Consider the following 15,145-nt stretch of genomic DNA (forward strand, 5'->3'; position numbering starts at 1 on the left):
TGCGGACATGGTGGATGGATCTTTCTGCTGGATCTGGAGAACGCCTGTGGACGAGGCGGCTTCTAGATCCGCAGAACCGAGAGTTCGGAGAGGTCGGGGGCGCGGGGCCGTGGACCCGACCACCGGTCCACGCGCGGGGCCGCCTGGACGGGCGGCGGCGGGAGCACGACGTCGGGTGCCGGGACCGGCCCCGGGAGATTCAGGCCAGGATGACCGTCCCAGCAAGCGGGAGCGTCCGTCGAGCAGTCGGTGGGGCTCGCGTTGGCGAGGGCCGCGTCGCCGTGGGTCGCGAGGTGGTGGTCCTCGGCGGTGGCGGACACAGGCGGCGCCGCGTGCGCCCTCGTCTCCTCCGGAGTCGCGGGATCCCACTCGCCGACGCCGTGGCGCGCCAGGGCCAGGAGGACGAGAACCGTCGCGAGCAGGGCCGACGCCCACCGCGTCATCGCGTGCACGCCCCTCCCCCCGCGACCGCCGGGGACCGTCGCCCCGCGTTGCGGAGAAGATACCACCGAGGGGTATGGAGCCGCCGCCGGGTCGCGGAATGAGCGGCGTCGTCGTCCGGCTCTCATCCGTGGAAGCGGCCAACCGGGATGACCTCGCCCAACGTCGGGAGGCAACGCGCCGACCACCCCCTGACCGTGGGTGTTGGCATAATGACGAGCGGACACAAGCGGCGAACCGGACTCCAGCCCCATTTCGCCGGGAACGCCGGTCACCGCCACGTGTAGCTCGAAGCCGAAGGGAGCGTGCCCGAATGACAGCCTGGGACATCCAACCGAGCGAGGTCCTCTCCGTGTTGGAATCCGTCATGGGTCACGTGGGAGAAGAAGGCAGCGGAGAGGGTTTGGTCGGCTGCATCGACCGCATGGAGACCAGCCTGATCAACGCGAGCAACCACGCCAAGAGCCCAGTCGTCAGCATGGCCCTGGCGGAGTTCGCCGAGCACTACTTCTCGTTCAGCGGTGACATGGTCGCTTTGACGGGCAGCGCCATCGAAGGCGCCGGGGAGGCCACCGTGCACTACAACAACGGCAACCATGCGATGGCCGCGGAGGCCCAGGCCAACGCTGGCGAGATCCCACCGACGCCCGTGGACCCCCGCGACGCGGCGCTCGCCGGTAGCGACGTCCCTTTCTAGCCACCCCCGTCCCGCGTCCGTGACCGAAACCGGCCAGTGACGCGGACCACAACCCCATACAGACCCGGGATGCCCGCAGCCGCTGCGGGCATCGGCTTTGACCTGCCCATCGGCGCTCGCCATCCCGCTCATGGAAGGCCACCTCGACCTTCACCGACAGCGTCGACTCCGTCACCACTCACTGATAAGACGAAAGGTGCGTTCAGCGCATCCGTCGAATCCCTGCCCCCACTCCCGACCTGCCCTCCCCCAGGAACGACGGGCACGACGGGTCCCCGACGCGAGGTGGAACAAGAGCCGTGAGTGACCCCATCGATCCCGACGCGATCCCTGTCCCGCAGACCAGAACCATCGAACTGGAGAACGAGGCCGCGAAGCTCAGGACCATCGGTGGTGACTTCTCCGACTCCGGTCACGACATCACGAGCACCTGGGCCGGATTGTCCCACTGCTACTCCGCTCCCGAGGCCGAAACCCTGTTCGCTGTCCTGGACCCCGTATCCAGCAAGGGCGAGGACCTCAACGATGCCCTGACCTCGGCTGCCAGCGCACTGGAGACCTTCGCCGCCACCGCGGCCGAGATCAGACTGCGCATGCTGACGCTCCAGATCGAAGCGCGCCGTTTCCTGACATCGATCGAAGGCGACGACGACTGGGACAAGGGCGGCTGGTTCGGTGGCAAGAGCGACAAGGCGGAAGAACTCGCTGCCCTCCAGGCCGACATCCGCCAGGCCACGGAAGAGTTCACCGCAGCCGAGATCGAGTGCGCCAACGCGATCACGAGCCTGCTTCCGGACGGCACGCTCTTCAAGTCGGCCGATCCCGACGGATCCACCGAGGTCGGGGAGAACGAGTTCGTGTACGGGCTCACCGAGATCCCGGCGGACATGGAAACCGAGTGGGGACCGCCCGCCACCACCGACCACCACTGGTGGGTGGACGCCACCCACAGTGCGTGGGACTGGACCATGGGCGGGGTCACCGACATCGCGGGGATGACCGGCACGTACTACGAGGGCCAGTGGGGCGTACCCATCGTCCTGTTCGCGCCCATCGCACCCTTCATCCCCTCCCAGGGCCAGGCCAACTTCCGGAACTACGCGGCCGACACCTGGACCGGAATCTTCCGGCTGAGCGGGTTCTACCGGGGCGAGGGTCCAGCTCCGTTCACCGCTGACGACAGCTTCTTCGACGTACCGTACGCGTGGGAGTGGGACGGCTGGTACATGCCCGAATCCCGGGAGGAATGGTGGGGCAACGTCAGGACCGGCCTCACCGAGATGGCACACGGCGTGTACCCCTGGACGGAGAACGAGAGGCGCCCCGGCTACGCACTGACCCAGGGAGCCATCAACGTGGCCGGTGTGTTCGTGGGCGGCGCCAGCCTGATCAAGGGCGGGCTTGGAGGGCTGCGGGGACTCGGCAACGGAGACATCGACCTCAACGCTCTGTCCCATGAGGAACTCACCGACGTGATGGGGGGCAGGACGCCGCTCTCCAACGGATCGACCGGCAACGTCCCACGCACGGACCTGTCGAACACGTCCGAGGGGCATTGGGACAGCGAGCAGCTGGACTCCGTGCGCGAGACCCTGGACGAGCTCGCCGCCCAACAGAGCCCCCCACCACCCCAGACCCCTCGCACTACGCCCGACGTCCCCTGGGTGCCGGAGGCACAGGAATCCCCCGGACGCCCCCCGAACCGCGACAGCGGCGAGACGGCCCCGACGTCGGACAGCGACGCCGAGGTTCCTGACGACTCTCACGCTGACGCCCCCGCGCAGGACCCCACGGTCCAGGAGGTTCAGGACGCCCAGGTGCTGGCGGAGATGCTCCGGGAGGACCCGTCCCTGGCTGAGGCCATGACCCCGGAGCTGGCCGAGGAGTTCCGAGCCATGGACCCGGACTCCCCATGGGAGGCTGGTGTCGTCCGCGATCCTGAATCTGATGGGAGCGGTGGGCCTGAAATAGACAGGGAACCCGCTCTGGTCGGCCCGCACATGGGTACAAGCGACGCGGCGGAGACCGCGAACACACGGCCGAGCCAGCGGATCGACATGTCCGGTTCCGACAGCGATGTTCCGAACAACCAGCGAAACGGTGACGTCCAGAACGACGTTGACATGCGCGCCCGGACCCCGGACGTCATCAACAGCTCCGACAACACCACGCCCACCAACGGGGGCTCGCCCGACAACACGCGTGTCAACGGCGACAGTCCGACCGTCGGAGACTCGACCGGCGGTCGCGGTCTGACAACGAGTGCCGATGACGACTTTCCTTCTGGAGAACGTGTTCCCGGCCATGAGGGTGAGAGCACGGACAGCGATCGGCCTCCTAGCGACGGGCCCGACCCAGACACCATGGAACCGACCATCCTGGAGGATGGGAAGAAGCCATTCGACATCGAGTACGGCCACACCGACGCGTCGGGGCGTTGGTTCGACGACATGGGGATCGCACACATCGAGCCACCAGTCACAGCCAATGACGCGCGGATCTACAACCAGATCCGCGCAGATGTGGGTGACACCAACAGAATCGCTGAGCAGACCGGCGTGAGGGTCGAAGTTCTCGACCGCATCAAGAATCACATCTTCATGAGCGAACACGACGTCGCTGTCGGACCGGGCGAGGTGAGACGAGGGAGGTTCACTCCGATGACACACATCGCCAGCTGGTGGATCAAGGCCCAGACAGGCCGGATCAGTGATACCGAGTTGCCTGCGTTCCATCAGTGGCTGGAGCACGAGTCGGTAGAAAGCCTGCTCATGGAGTGGGGGATGCCCTACCTGTCGTCCGACCCCGCTGCCTTCTCGTGGGATGACCTCTATGAGGACTACACCCCCACGCCAACAGTCGACCACTATGGTGCTCACAACCTCGCGCCGTCGGAGGGGAGGCCGAACCCGTGGGATCACTATCGTGAGGAGTGGGAAGCTCCGAGCGTCAGGCCCAACGCGGACCTGTCGAACTCCGAGGAAATCGCACGGGAGATCTTCGAAAGGTTCAATAAGTGATGAACGAGTGCACAGAGATCGCCTCCCGACTGCGGGCGGTCGAATGGAATGAGAAACCCCTGTTCAGGAGGTCCCAGGCACGGCTCCTTCAGGAGTACCTCAGGCGATCCGCCATCTGGACCCAGGAAATCCAAGCTCAGGGGTGGCCCTTCTTCGACATCGCCCACTGGGTCAACCCGGATGTCCGGGCCCCGGAGGAGACCGTCGACGACACTCTGAGGGCGCTTCCCGGCTTCGTCACCTTCTACGTGAGGCGAACCGTGGAATGGTCACTTCACTTCGCCTCCCTGAAGGATGCGGGGGAACAGCTCCCCGATCTACCCGACCCATTCTTCCCTCTCCTCCTCGTATACGAGCGCGGAGACACCATCAACCTCACGCCAGCCGGTTTCATCGAGGTGGACGGGCTCTCCGTACCGCGAGGCGAGGTTCGCAGGTATGCCCGGGTTAGGCCTCTACTCAGCTTCGACAAGGAATCGCTCGATCAGCTCGATCAGTCTGAGTAGGGCGCGGTCATTGGTGGGGCGAGAACCGAATCCGGTTCCCACTCACGCGCTCGTCCGCCGGAGCCCCAGCCGCGCGGCGCTGCCGGCCGTCATCTCCAGTCCCACCGACCTACCCCCCGTGCGCCGGGTCGGCGTCCAACAGTCCGTCGAGCACGGCCGACGCCATCGCCCGCAGCTCCTCCTCCCCCAGGGGCGCGGCGGCGCCGACCCCGGCGAGGGAGTCGAAGAGCGTCCCGTCGATCCACCCGAGGAACGCGCGCGTGTGCCGCCTCGGCGTCGGGGAGCCCAGAGCGACCATCAGCTCGTCGAGCATCGCGCGGAACCGCTCACCCAACCGGTCGTAGATCTCCCGCAGTTCGGGGTTGCGCCCCGCCTCCAACGCCAATTCGTACCGCGCCAGCGACCGCTTCCGGTCGCGTGTGACGGAGGCCCGCAGGAACCGGGCGGCCAGCCGCGCCACCTCCGCCCGGTCCCCCCTCATCTGGCGGAGCAGGGACATCGTGTCCCTCTCCTCCTGGTCGACCAGCCAGGTCAGCGCGGTCTCGATCAGCCGTAGCCGGGTCCGCGCGTGGTACGAGGTCGACCCCGGCGGGAGCCCCGCGGCCTCGTCCACCGCCCGGTGCGTGAGCCCGCGCAGCCCCCGGTCGGCGATCAGCTCCACGGCGGTGGCGGCGATCAGCTCCACCCGCTCGTTCGGGTTCGGCACGCGCCGACCCCCTTTCACCCGTCGTCTCTACACCTGTAGAGTAATGGCTCTACAGGTGTAGAGCCTGCGACCACGGGGAGCGGACATGGCAAGAGCGGTCGTCATCGGGGGCGGCATCGGCGGGCTGGCCACGGCCCAGGCCCTCCAGGCACGCGGATGGGAGGTCGACGTCCTGGAGGAGCGCGACCCCACACCGGTCGGTGCGGGCCTCGCGGTCGCGCCCAACGCCCTGCGCGCACTGGACACCGTCGGCCTGGGCGACGCGGTGCGCGAGCGGGCCGCGATCGGCACGGGCGGCATCCGCGACTGGCGCGGGCGCTGGATCATGCCGACCAACGTCGACGAGATGCGCCGGCGGTTCGGCGACACCATCGCGATCGTCCCCCGCGCGGAACTGATGGAGATCCTGTCCGGCGGAGGGGTCGCACCGGCGATCCACACGCGGACGCGCGCGGTGCTCACCGACATGGGCGATCGTGACCACCCCGCCCGCGTCACCGCCGACGACGGCCGGGAGTGGGCGGCCGACCTGGTGGTGGCCGCCGACGGCATCCGCTCGCGCACCCGCGCGACGCTGTTCCCCGAGCACCCGGGCCCCGTCTACTCCGGCTCCACCACCTGGCGCCTGATCGCCGAGGGCGTCGACGCCTCGGTGTCCGCGGAGTCGTGGGGCCCGGGCGGATCGGTCGGGGTCATGCCGCTCGCCGACGGCCGCGTGTACCTGTACGCCATGAGCCGCCTGCCCGCGAACGCGCACGCGGCCGACGAGCGCGCCGAACTCCTCCGCCGCTTCGGCCACTGGCACGACCCGATCCCGAGGGTCATCGACCGTGCGGACCCCGACGCGGTGCTGCGCAACGACGTCTGGCACATGCCCACCCCGCTGCCCGCCCACCACCGCGGCCGGGTCGCGCTGCTCGGCGACGCCGCGCACGCCATGACCCCGAACCTGGGACAGGGCGCCTGCCAGGCGATCGAGGACGCCGTCGTGCTGGCCCACGCGGTCGGGAAGGGTGCGGCGGTGCCGGAACGACTGGCCGCCTACACCGCCGCCCGGCTCCCCCGCACCTCGGCGACCGTCCGCCGCTCCGCCGCCGCCGGGCGGATGTCCCTCATGCGAAATCCGCTGGCCAGGGCGCTGCGCGACAACGGAATGGTGCTCACCATCCGCCTCCTGCCCCGCCTGTTCTTCGGTCCCCTGGAGGAGACCCTGGGCTGGCGTCCCCCGACGGACGGAACCCGTACCGAGCGATCCGCTCCGAACGGGGCCTGACGCGTCCGCATCGGTGTGCGAGCCGCCCCGCACGTGACAGCGGCGCCCGTCGGAGGGACTCCGACGGGCGCCGCGTGCTTCGGGGGGTCAGGCGCCGGTCTCGACCGGCGCCTCGCGCCCGTACCAGGGCCACCACTCGACCGTGCGGCCGTGCGGGAACATCCGGTCCAGGCGGATGGTCACCCGGAGCGCGAAACCGCCCGCGACCATCCCCGCCAGCAGATCCGTGAACCAGTGGAAGTGCAGGTAGACGGAGACGGTCGACTGCAGCAGGGCGATGCCCACGATGCAGTACCCCAGCCTCCGGATGATGTGCGGGCGGGCCGCGGCGAAGCGGATGATGAGGAACAGCACCAGCCCGTAGATGAGGATGGCGTTGGCCCCGTGCCCGGAGGGGAAGGCCACGTTGCCCATCCCCTGGAAGAAGTCCGGGTCGAAGTTCTTGGCGTGCCCCCGGTTGATCGCCAGCTTCATCACCGACACCAGGGACATCATGCCGACCACCCCGACCGCGCTCAGCACGATCGGCCGCCAGCTGCGGTGCCAGTAGGCGAGCTGGATCGCGGTCACCATGAGAACGGGGAGCGCCACCGCACGCGAGGCCACCGTGTCCGGCCAGAGGATGAGCGGTTCGCGCAGCAGGTCCCAGTAGGGCCTCGGCAGCTCGTTGAGGAACACGTCGACGGGGTGCAGCGGCCCCGCGGCCAGCATCGTCATCACGATGAGCGCGACCGCGAGGATGATGGCGACCCGGTCCGAGGCCAGCCCCCACGCGATCTCGCTCACACTCGGCCACGTGACGGAACGCACGACGGGGACCCCCGGGGCCGCGCCCGAGGTGCGCACCACCGGAATGGGACCGCTGTACGGTCCCGGTGCGGGGGACCGCTGCTGTCTGTCGTGTGCCTTCGTCACGTGGATGGACCGTGCGTGCCGGGTCCGCGAAGAGTGCGTCATGTGCTCAGTGCTGTCTCTCGGGGGCTCGCCTTGGCGCTGTCGGAGCGCGGGGGACGGGCTAGCCGCGGTTGCTGGTACTGATCCTGACGTCCTCAGGGCCGACTCGGGGCTCGTCGTTCAGGACGGGGTACGTTCCCCGTCACCCCGTTCGACGGCCGGGCCTTGGAACCGGTTCACGACGTCGTGTCCGGTCACGTGCAGGTCCGGCGTCCAAGGAACAAACTGGACGGCTGTGGCGCCCATGGGGTGCGCCCCGCCTCGCGAATATGGTCGTCAGCGCAGTTCAGGGCGCTCTCGTCGGGTCCTTTGCCATGGCGTGGGACACTCCTCGCCGAAGCAGGGGTGAACATTGCCGACAGATGAGCCTACCTGGACACTTCGGCCCAAGAGCGTCCCGTCGGGTCAACCGTGCTCCTTCCACCTGGGACTTTGCCCGATGCCCCGGTAGCAGTCGGGCATGGTTCACTCCGAGGAGACGCGTTCGTGACGCTTCCGTTAGACGTTCGACGCACGCGGTCCGGTCGACCCGCGCCGGTGTGGCACCCTTCAAGGAGCTTGTACGTCGCTGAGCGGACGGGCTCGCGCAGGGCGCGCGCGAGCCGTGGAACGGAAGGGCCGTGGATGGTCGACCTCCCGCAGTTGCCGGATGATCCCTCGAAGCTGGCCCGAGAGCCGCTCCGGGAGCAGATCCGGCAGGTACTGGTCGAGGGCCTGCTGTCCGGGCGGTGGAAGCCCGGCGAACGGATCGTCGAGCGCCGCGTCGCGACGGAACTCAGGGTGAGCCAGGCTCCCGTCCGCGAGGCGCTGCGGGAGCTGGAGACTCTGCGGCTGATCGAGACGGTGCCGAACAAGGGCGCCCGCGTACGCGCCTTCGGGGTCCAGGACATGGCGGAGATCTACCCCGTCCGCGCCGGTCTGGAGCTCGTCGCCGCCCGACTCGCGGCGCCCCGGCTGGCCGCGGACCCGTCCGCGCTGGAGCGGGAGGTCGAGGCGCTCAAGCGGGCCACCGCCCAGGGCGACGTCTCCGAGCAGATCCGGCACAGCGTCGAGTTCCACCGCGAGATCGTGCGCGCCGCCGACAACAGCGTGCTGCTGCACACCTGGGAGTCGCTGGGCGTCGAGGTCTGGACCGCCCTGTCCGTGCGGTGGCTGGACATGGAGCTGCACGCCAAGGCGGCCGACCACGACCAGATCACGCGGGCCTTCCGCGAGGGCGATCCCGCGGTGGGCCAGATGGTGAGCGACCACGTCCTCAACTACGTCGAGGCCGCCCTCCGGACCCACGGACAGGCCGTGCACCACTGACACGGGCCCGGGATCGCGCTCCGGCCGGCCCCGGGACGACTCTCCGAGCCGATCCGGGATGACTCTCCGAGCCGATCCGGGATGACCTGCCCCTTCGCACCAAACTTCGGAGATCTACCGTAAAGTCGTATTGATCGATCATCGATCAGTCCGTAGAGTGTGCGCGACACACGTCACACGCACGTGTCCCACGGGATCACGGTGTCGTTCATCCGGCCGGTGGACGAACCCGGGTGACCGGAGACCGCCGCGCCGACCGCACGGGATGCATAGGGCACCCCAGACCGGGAAGCAATGCGGTCAAGGGTCCCGGCGACAACTGCACACGAGACCCCATCATCGCTTCGCGTCAGGGGAGCAACGAGCCACAGTCCCCGAGACGCGCCCCGCGACAGCCACAAGAACGCCACCGCCGAATGAGCCCGGCGACGGCGTACGCCACGGTCACGCCCGACAGCGGGCCACGGCGGGCCTCGCGCTCCGGCCCACAGGCCCGGGCGACAGGCCTTCTCGTACGTAGAAAGGCACACCATGGCTGACACGGCCAAGCCGAAGGGCGGCACCGCCAGGTCCTCCGGGTCCCGGCGGCGGACCCGCAAGGACACCTCCCCGAACCTCGGCGACGAGAGCCCCGACACCCTCCTCGACTACTACCGCCGGATGCTCTTCATCCGCCGCTTCGAGGAGCGCACCGCGCAGGCGTACACCCAGGCCAGGGTCGGCGGTTACTGCCACCTGAACCTGGGCGAGGAGGCCACGGTCGTCGGCCTGATGACCGCCCTGAAGGAGACCGACTACCTCTTCACGAACTACCGCGACCACGGGTACGCGATCGAGAAGGGGATGGACCCCAAGCGGGTCATGGCCGAGCTCTACGGACGCTCCGACGGCGTGTCCAAGGGCTGGGGCGGCTCGATGCACATGTACGACACCGAGTCCCGCATGCTCGGTGGCTACGGCATCGTCGGCGGTCAGCTCCCGCTGGCCACGGGCGCGGCGCTGGCCGTCTCCTACAAGGGCGGCGACGAGGTCGTCATGTGCCAGATGGGCGACGGCACCACCAACATCGGCGCCTGGCACGAGTCCCTCAACATCGCCAAGCTGTGGAACCTGCCGATCGTCTTCGTGGTGATCAACAACTTCACCGGCATGGGCACCACCGTCGAGATGTCCTCGGCCGAGCCCGAGCTGTACAAGCGCGGCGCCGCGTTCCGCATCGAGGGCGAGCGCGTGGACGGCCGCGACGTCCTGGCCGTGCGCGACACCGCCCGCCGCCTCGTGGAGCGCGCCCGCGAGGAGCAGACCCCGTTCCTGCTGGAGGCGTGGAGCTACCGCCAGAAGGGGCACTCGGTCGTCGACCCGGCCAAGTACCGCACCGACGAGCAGCGTGACACGGCGCGGGCCGACGAGAACGACCCGATCCACCTGTTCGAGGCCCAGCTCACCAAGGCGGGCGTGCTGACCGACGAGATCCGCGACGAGATCGCCGCCGCGGTCAAGGCCGAGGTCACCGAGGCCGCCGACTTCGCCGAGAACAGCCCCAAGCCCGACGTCTCCACCCTCTTCGACTACACGTACGCCACCCCGGTTCCCAACGAGTCGCGGCGCATGCCCGCCGACCCGGTGTTCGCGGAGTAGAGAAGGAACCAGCACATGTCTGTGATCACTTACCGCCAGGCTCTGCGGGACACCCTTCGCGCCGAGATGCTCCGTGACGAGAACGTCTTCGTCTTGGGCGAGGAGATCGGCGTCTTCGAGGGCTCCTACAAGATCACCGAGGGCCTGCTCAAGGAGTTCGGCCCCCGCCGGGTCAAGGACACCCCGATCGCCGAGGAGGGTTTCGTCGGCGCCGCCATCGGCGCGGCCATGCTGGGCCTGCGCCCGGTCGTCGAGCTCATGACGATCAACTTCTCGCTGATCGCCATCGACCAGATCATCAACCACGCCGCCAAGATCTACGGGATGTTCGGCGGCCAGACCAGCGTGCCCATGGTCATCCGCACCCCCGGTGGCGGCGGCCAGCAGCTCGGTGCGACGCACTCGCAGAACATCGAGCTGTTCTACTCCTTCATCCCGGGCCTGAAGGTGCTCGCGCCGAGCACCCCGGCGGAGGCCTCCGCGATGCTCCGCGCGGCCATCCGCGACGACGACCCGGTCCTGTTCCTGGAGAACCTGGGGCTGTACAACTCCAAGGGCGAGGTGCCCGAGGACTACGCCGAGGCCGACAACGACGACGTCGCCCCGATCGGCCGTGCCGCGGTCACCCGCGAGGGCACCGACATCACGCTCATCGGCTACTCCCGCATGGCGATGGTGGCCAGCCAGGTCGCCGAGAAGCTGGCGCGGGAGGACATCAGCGTCGAGGTGGTCGACCTGCGCAGCCTGCGCCCGCTGGACCGCCAGACGTTCGTGGACTCGGTGAAGAAGACCGGCGCCGCGGTGATCTGCGAGGACGACTGGCTGACCTACGGGATCGGCGCGGAGATCGCCGCGTCCATCCAGGAGGGCGCCTTCGACTACCTGGACGCCCCGGTCCGACGCGTGGCCATGGCGGAGGTGCCGATGCCCTACGCCAAGCCGCTGGAGACGGCGGCCCTGCCCTCCGTCGAGTCGATCAGCACCGCCATCAAGGAGACCCTGAGCGCCGTCGGCAAGCGGGTCGGGTAGAGGAGTTTTTCCAGTCATGAGCGAAATCCACATGCCACGCCTCTCCGACACCATGGAGGAAGGCGTCATCAGCACCTGGGTCAAGAAGGTGGGCGACAAGGTCGCCTCCGGTGACGTCCTGGTCGAGATCGAGACCGACAAGGCCGTCATGGAGTACGAGGCCTACGAGGACGGCTTCCTGGTGAAGCAGTCCGTGGCCGAGGGTGACACGGTGCCGATCGGCGAGGTCATCGGTGTGATCGGGGACAGCCCCGACGCCGTGCCCGAGGAGTCCGCTCCGGCCGCCCCGGCCCCCGCCGAGCGGGAGGAGAAGGCCGAGGAGAAGAAGGGGGCCGAGGCCCCGGCCCCCGCCGCCGAGCCCGCCGCCCCGGCCGCCCCGTCGGTCGACGGTGAGCGTCCGCGCACCTCCCCGCTGGCCCGTCGGCTGGCCAAGGAGTACGGCCTGGACATCACCAGGATCAAGGGCTCCGGTCCCAAGGGCCGAATCGTGCGCGCCGACATCGAGGCCGCCGCCAAGGCCGGTGTCCCCGAGGCTCCGGCCGCCGCTCCCGCCGCGGCCGCCCCGGCCGCCGCGCCGCAGGCCCCGGCCTTCGACGACGGCCGCGCCTCCGAGGAGCTCAAGGTCAGCAACATGCGCAAGGTGATCGCGCGCCGCCTGACCGAGAGCAAGCAGCAGGTGCCGCACTTCTACCTGCGCCGCACGATCGACGCCGAGGCCCTCAAGGCCTTCCGCGCGCAGATCAACGAGCAGCTGGCGAGCACGGGCGTGAAGGTCAGCTTCAACGACCTCATCGTCAAGGCGTGCGCGACCGCGCTGAAGCTGCACCCGGCCGTGAACACCTCCTGGGTGGACGACACGCTGCTCCAGCACCACCGGGTCAACGTCGGCGTGGCCGTGGCCGTGGAGGCGGGCCTGGTGGTCCCGGTCCTGCACGACACGGACAAGGCGACGCTGTCGGAGATCTCCACCCGCACGCGTGAACTGGCGGGCAAGGCACGCGACAACAAGCTCAAGCCGCAGGAGATGAGCGGCGGCACGTTCAGCGTGTCCAACCTGGGCATGTTCGGCGTGGACAGCTTCGCCGCCGTGATCAACCCGCCGGAGGCGGCGATCCTCGCGGTCGGCGCGATGCGGCAGGAGGCCGTGGTCGTCGACGGCGAGGTCGCCGTGCGCAACCGCATCGCCCTGGAGTTGTCGGTGGACCACCGCGCGGTGGACGGCGCCGTGGGCGCGGCCTTCCTCAAGGACCTCGCGGAGATCCTGGAAGAGCCCATGCGGATCATCCTGTAACGCTCCACGAGCGCCGCGCGTTCGCGGGCGCCCCGGCCGGATCCCCGGCCGGGGCGTTCGTCGTTCAGTCCGCCTGCCCGCCCGGCCACTCGTGGGCGAGCACCGACCAGATCTCCGTGTCCTGCCGCACACCCCGGTACAGGCTGTCCTCGCGCAGGACGCCGTCACGGCTCATCCCGAGGCGCTTGGCGACGTTGATGCTCGGGAGGTTCTCGGAGGAGACGTGCCACTCCACGCGGTGCATCCCGCGTTCCCGGAACGCCCAGTCGATGATGACCCTGGTCGCGCGGGTGACCAGCCCGCGCCCGACCGCGGCCGGTTCCAGCCAGCAGCCCGCCTCGCAGGTGCCCGAGGCGGCGTCGAAGACCCGGAACAGGACACCGCCGACGAGGAGCCCGTCCTCCCAGATGCCGTACAGCCGCCCGGTGTCGGCGGCCGCCTTGTCGGCGTAGGTCCGGAGCCAGGCCCGCGCGGAGTCGAGGTCGGGGACGATGTCCGGGAGGCCGACGTGTCGGCCGACGTGCTCGCGACCGCGGTCCATGTGAGCGAGGAACTCCTCGGCCCGCCAGGGTTCCAGTGGCCGGAGTTCGGCCGATCCGCCCAGGGAGATCGCGAACATACCCATTCCTCACGTTCGGCGTGCGTGTCCACCGGATCCTCGCACACGCGACCGCCGTCGTCGTCCACAGCCTGTGGACGACGGCGGCGGCCTCCGGACCGTCGGGTCCGGCCGGAACGGGGCGGGGTCAGGCGTGACCGAGGCCGTTCTGGTCGTTGGAGACGTCGCTGTGCTGACCGACGCTGGGGGGAGCGGAGTGGCGGGAGCGGTTCTTGGCGATGCCGAGAATCCGGTTCAGGTGGCCCTTGCGACCGACGACGAACCAGGCCACGGGACCGAACAGCGGGTACGAGATCTCGAAGATGATCCACAGGAGCTTGCCCCCGCCGGTCGTGTCCTTGTGGACCAGCGTGGAGACGACCGCGGCCACCAACAGAACCAACAGCGCCAGGCCGAGGGCGAGGACGATGACCCCCGTGATCCCGGCCGCCAGCGTGGCGACGGGATCGGTGGTGTCGGCGAGGTACGTGAACATGACTCTCCCCATATGCGGTGCTGCCACTACGAGGTAGAGTAATAACAGATCGTGTTCACTCCCTGACATTCCGTTGCTTTCGGGCGTTTCCCGTGCACGCGGCGTCGTTCCGAATCCACGGTCTTGGGTCGGCCGTAACCGACTACTTTCAGGTAGCGCCCCCCACCTGCGCTTTCCACTGCTTTACTGGGCACATGGGCGAGCTTCGGCGAACTGGCAGGTCCACCCCCTCCACCCGGCCCGACGCGGGCCCCCACCCACCCGTCCGCCCCACCGCTCCCCCGTGGGAGCCCAGAGCGGACGCGGCCACGGAGGGCCCGGCGACCGTGGTCGAGTGACCGTGGTCAGGCAGCCCCGGTACCTCTGGCTGGCCGAACAGCTCCGCGAACCGATCCTGCGCGGCGAGATGTCCCCCGGCACCAGGTTGCCCTCCCGAACCCGGCTGGCACGCGCCTACCGCGTCAGCGAACAGATCTCCCGCACCGCGCTCCGCCTCCTGGTCACCGAGGGCCTGGTCGAGGCCAGACCGGGCTCCGGCTACTTCGTCCGCGACGTCCCCGAGGTGTTCCGGCTGTGCCGCACGGACGCCTCCTCCGGTTCGGGGCTCGGTCGGCTCAGCCGCGAGCGGTTCGGCACCGAACAGGAGCCCTGCGCGTCCCCCCTGAGTTCCCGCCTGCGCCTGCGCGACGGGGACCCGGTGTACCGGACGACCCAGCGGGGCCTCTCCGCGCGGGTGCCCATCGCCCTCCACATCTCCTGGGAGTCCGCCGCCCTCACGGCGGGCACGCTGCGCACCCCCTTCGACGCCGCGGCCGACCTCGGCCTGCTCGACCGGCTCAGCACCGCGGGCCACCCCGTCGACCGGGTGGTCGAGGAGGTGTGCGTACGGTCCCTGCGCGACTCGGAGGCCACCCTCCTCGGGGCCGCTCCGGGCATGTCGGTACTCGTCGTGGAGCGCACGCACTACAGCGGCGGCCGTCCCGTGGAGACCTCCGACCTCATCGGCGCGGCGGAGCAGTGTCGACTGCTCTACAAACTGTCCCTCGCCCGTCCGCGCCGCTCCGGCGATCCGCGCGGACGGGCCTGACCCACGCGAGACGGCGGTGGCCCGTCTCCCGTGCACGGGAGACGCTCAGCTGCGTCCGCAGCCGCAGCGCCGGGTTGAGCGCCGAGGCCGGGGACTGCGGG

14 protein-coding genes are annotated in these 15,145 nt (G+C 69.4%); 9 read left to right on the forward strand and 5 right to left on the reverse strand.

What is annotated here, in order from left to right:
- Window positions 1-62 precede the first annotated feature (62 nt).
- Window positions 63-452 (reverse strand): hypothetical protein, encoded by a 390-nt coding sequence (locus tag AB0I72_RS21610; RefSeq protein WP_358571502.1) that lies wholly within the window; start codon window positions 450-452, stop codon window positions 63-65.
- Window positions 453-754: 302 nt separating this feature from the next.
- On the opposite strand from AB0I72_RS21610, the gene AB0I72_RS21615 reads away from it, so the two are divergent.
- The 3 genes from AB0I72_RS21615 to AB0I72_RS21625 all read left to right on the forward strand — a co-directional run bounded on the left by AB0I72_RS21615 (window position 755) and on the right by AB0I72_RS21625 (window position 4,664).
- Window positions 755-1,138 carry a DUF6507 family protein gene (locus AB0I72_RS21615; RefSeq protein ID WP_358571504.1) on the forward strand — a complete coding sequence of 128 codons (384 nt, stop codon included), beginning with the start codon at window positions 755-757 and terminating at the stop codon, window positions 1,136-1,138.
- Window positions 1,139-1,731: 593 nt separating this feature from the next.
- A complete protein-coding gene (locus tag AB0I72_RS21620; protein ID WP_358571506.1) occupies window positions 1,732-4,158 on the forward strand; it encodes a hypothetical protein in 2,427 nt (808 codons plus the stop codon).
- Entirely contained in the window at window positions 4,158-4,664 is a 507-nt protein-coding gene (locus tag AB0I72_RS21625) for a hypothetical protein (protein ID WP_358571508.1), read from the forward strand. Before AB0I72_RS21620 ends, AB0I72_RS21625 begins: the two co-directional genes overlap by 1 nt.
- Before the next feature lie 109 nt (window positions 4,665-4,773).
- Here AB0I72_RS21625 and AB0I72_RS21630 read toward each other — a convergent pair whose 3' ends face one another.
- The gene (locus AB0I72_RS21630; RefSeq protein WP_358571510.1) at window positions 4,774-5,370 is read right to left on the reverse strand and encodes a TetR/AcrR family transcriptional regulator; all 597 of its coding nucleotides are present in this window, start codon (window positions 5,368-5,370) and stop codon (window positions 4,774-4,776) included.
- 85 nt (window positions 5,371-5,455) lie between these two features.
- On the opposite strand from AB0I72_RS21630, the gene AB0I72_RS21635 reads away from it, so the two are divergent.
- On the forward strand, window positions 5,456-6,643 hold the full coding sequence (locus AB0I72_RS21635; protein ID WP_358571512.1) for an FAD-dependent monooxygenase: 1,188 nt from the start codon (window positions 5,456-5,458) through the stop codon (window positions 6,641-6,643).
- 87 nt (window positions 6,644-6,730) lie between these two features.
- On the opposite strand, the gene AB0I72_RS21640 is transcribed toward AB0I72_RS21635, so the two are convergent.
- Complete coding sequence (locus AB0I72_RS21640) at window positions 6,731-7,492, reverse strand: phosphatase PAP2 family protein (RefSeq protein WP_358571536.1); 762 nt, start codon at window positions 7,490-7,492, stop codon at window positions 6,731-6,733.
- A gap of 729 nt (window positions 7,493-8,221) precedes the next feature.
- On the opposite strand from AB0I72_RS21640, the gene AB0I72_RS21645 reads away from it, so the two are divergent.
- The 4 genes from AB0I72_RS21645 (at window position 8,222) to AB0I72_RS21660 (ending at window position 12,863) form a co-directional block, all read left to right on the forward strand.
- Entirely contained in the window at window positions 8,222-8,905 is a 684-nt protein-coding gene (locus AB0I72_RS21645) for a GntR family transcriptional regulator (protein ID WP_358571514.1), read from the forward strand.
- A 531-nt stretch (window positions 8,906-9,436) separates the two neighbouring features.
- The gene (pdhA, locus tag AB0I72_RS21650) at window positions 9,437-10,543 is read left to right on the forward strand and encodes a pyruvate dehydrogenase (acetyl-transferring) E1 component subunit alpha (protein ID WP_358571516.1); all 1,107 of its coding nucleotides are present in this window, start codon (window positions 9,437-9,439) and stop codon (window positions 10,541-10,543) included.
- A 15-nt stretch (window positions 10,544-10,558) separates the two neighbouring features.
- Window positions 10,559-11,572 (forward strand): alpha-ketoacid dehydrogenase subunit beta, encoded by a 1,014-nt coding sequence (locus AB0I72_RS21655; RefSeq protein WP_358571518.1) that lies wholly within the window; start codon window positions 10,559-10,561, stop codon window positions 11,570-11,572.
- A 16-nt stretch (window positions 11,573-11,588) separates the two neighbouring features.
- Window positions 11,589-12,863: a dihydrolipoamide acetyltransferase family protein gene (locus tag AB0I72_RS21660; protein ID WP_358571520.1), complete on the forward strand. Its 1,275-nt coding sequence runs from the start codon at window positions 11,589-11,591 to the stop codon at window positions 12,861-12,863.
- A gap of 64 nt (window positions 12,864-12,927) precedes the next feature.
- Here AB0I72_RS21660 and AB0I72_RS21665 read toward each other — a convergent pair whose 3' ends face one another.
- Window positions 12,928-13,482 carry a GNAT family protein gene (locus tag AB0I72_RS21665; protein ID WP_358571522.1) on the reverse strand — a complete coding sequence of 185 codons (555 nt, stop codon included), beginning with the start codon at window positions 13,480-13,482 and terminating at the stop codon, window positions 12,928-12,930.
- A 127-nt stretch (window positions 13,483-13,609) separates the two neighbouring features.
- Entirely contained in the window at window positions 13,610-13,957 is a 348-nt protein-coding gene (locus AB0I72_RS21670; RefSeq protein ID WP_358571524.1) for a PLD nuclease N-terminal domain-containing protein, read from the reverse strand.
- 340 nt (window positions 13,958-14,297) lie between these two features.
- On the opposite strand from AB0I72_RS21670, the gene AB0I72_RS21675 reads away from it, so the two are divergent.
- Window positions 14,298-15,044, forward strand: a complete 747-nt coding sequence (locus tag AB0I72_RS21675) for a GntR family transcriptional regulator (protein ID WP_358571538.1) — start codon at window positions 14,298-14,300, stop codon at window positions 15,042-15,044.
- Window positions 15,045-15,145: the final 101 nt, after the last annotated feature.

This window comes from Nocardiopsis sp. NPDC049922 (assembly GCF_040660275.1).
Lineage (GTDB): Bacteria > Actinomycetota > Actinomycetes > Streptosporangiales > Streptosporangiaceae > Nocardiopsis.

What these genes read in the sequence shown, in the direction of transcription:
- AB0I72_RS21615 (WP_358571504.1), top strand. Translation starts at nt 755, where the DNA reads ATGACAGCCTGGGACATCCAACCGAGCGAGGTCCTCTCCGTGTTGGAA.
- AB0I72_RS21620 (WP_358571506.1), top strand. Translation starts at nt 1,732, where the DNA reads ATGCTGACGCTCCAGATCGAAGCGCGCCGTTTCCTGACATCGATCGAA.
- AB0I72_RS21625 (WP_358571508.1), top strand. Translation starts at nt 4,158, where the DNA reads ATGAACGAGTGCACAGAGATCGCCTCCCGACTGCGGGCGGTCGAATGG.
- AB0I72_RS21635 (WP_358571512.1), top strand. Translation starts at nt 5,456, where the DNA reads ATGGCAAGAGCGGTCGTCATCGGGGGCGGCATCGGCGGGCTGGCCACG.
- AB0I72_RS21645 (WP_358571514.1), top strand. Translation starts at nt 8,222, where the DNA reads ATGGTCGACCTCCCGCAGTTGCCGGATGATCCCTCGAAGCTGGCCCGA.
- pdhA (WP_358571516.1), top strand. Translation starts at nt 9,437, where the DNA reads ATGGCTGACACGGCCAAGCCGAAGGGCGGCACCGCCAGGTCCTCCGGG.
- AB0I72_RS21655 (WP_358571518.1), top strand. Translation starts at nt 10,559, where the DNA reads ATGTCTGTGATCACTTACCGCCAGGCTCTGCGGGACACCCTTCGCGCC.
- AB0I72_RS21660 (WP_358571520.1), top strand. Translation starts at nt 11,589, where the DNA reads ATGAGCGAAATCCACATGCCACGCCTCTCCGACACCATGGAGGAAGGC.
- AB0I72_RS21665 (WP_358571522.1), bottom strand. Translation starts at nt 13,482, where the DNA reads ATGTTCGCGATCTCCCTGGGCGGATCGGCCGAACTCCGGCCACTGGAA.
- AB0I72_RS21670 (WP_358571524.1), bottom strand. Translation starts at nt 13,957, where the DNA reads ATGTTCACGTACCTCGCCGACACCACCGATCCCGTCGCCACGCTGGCG.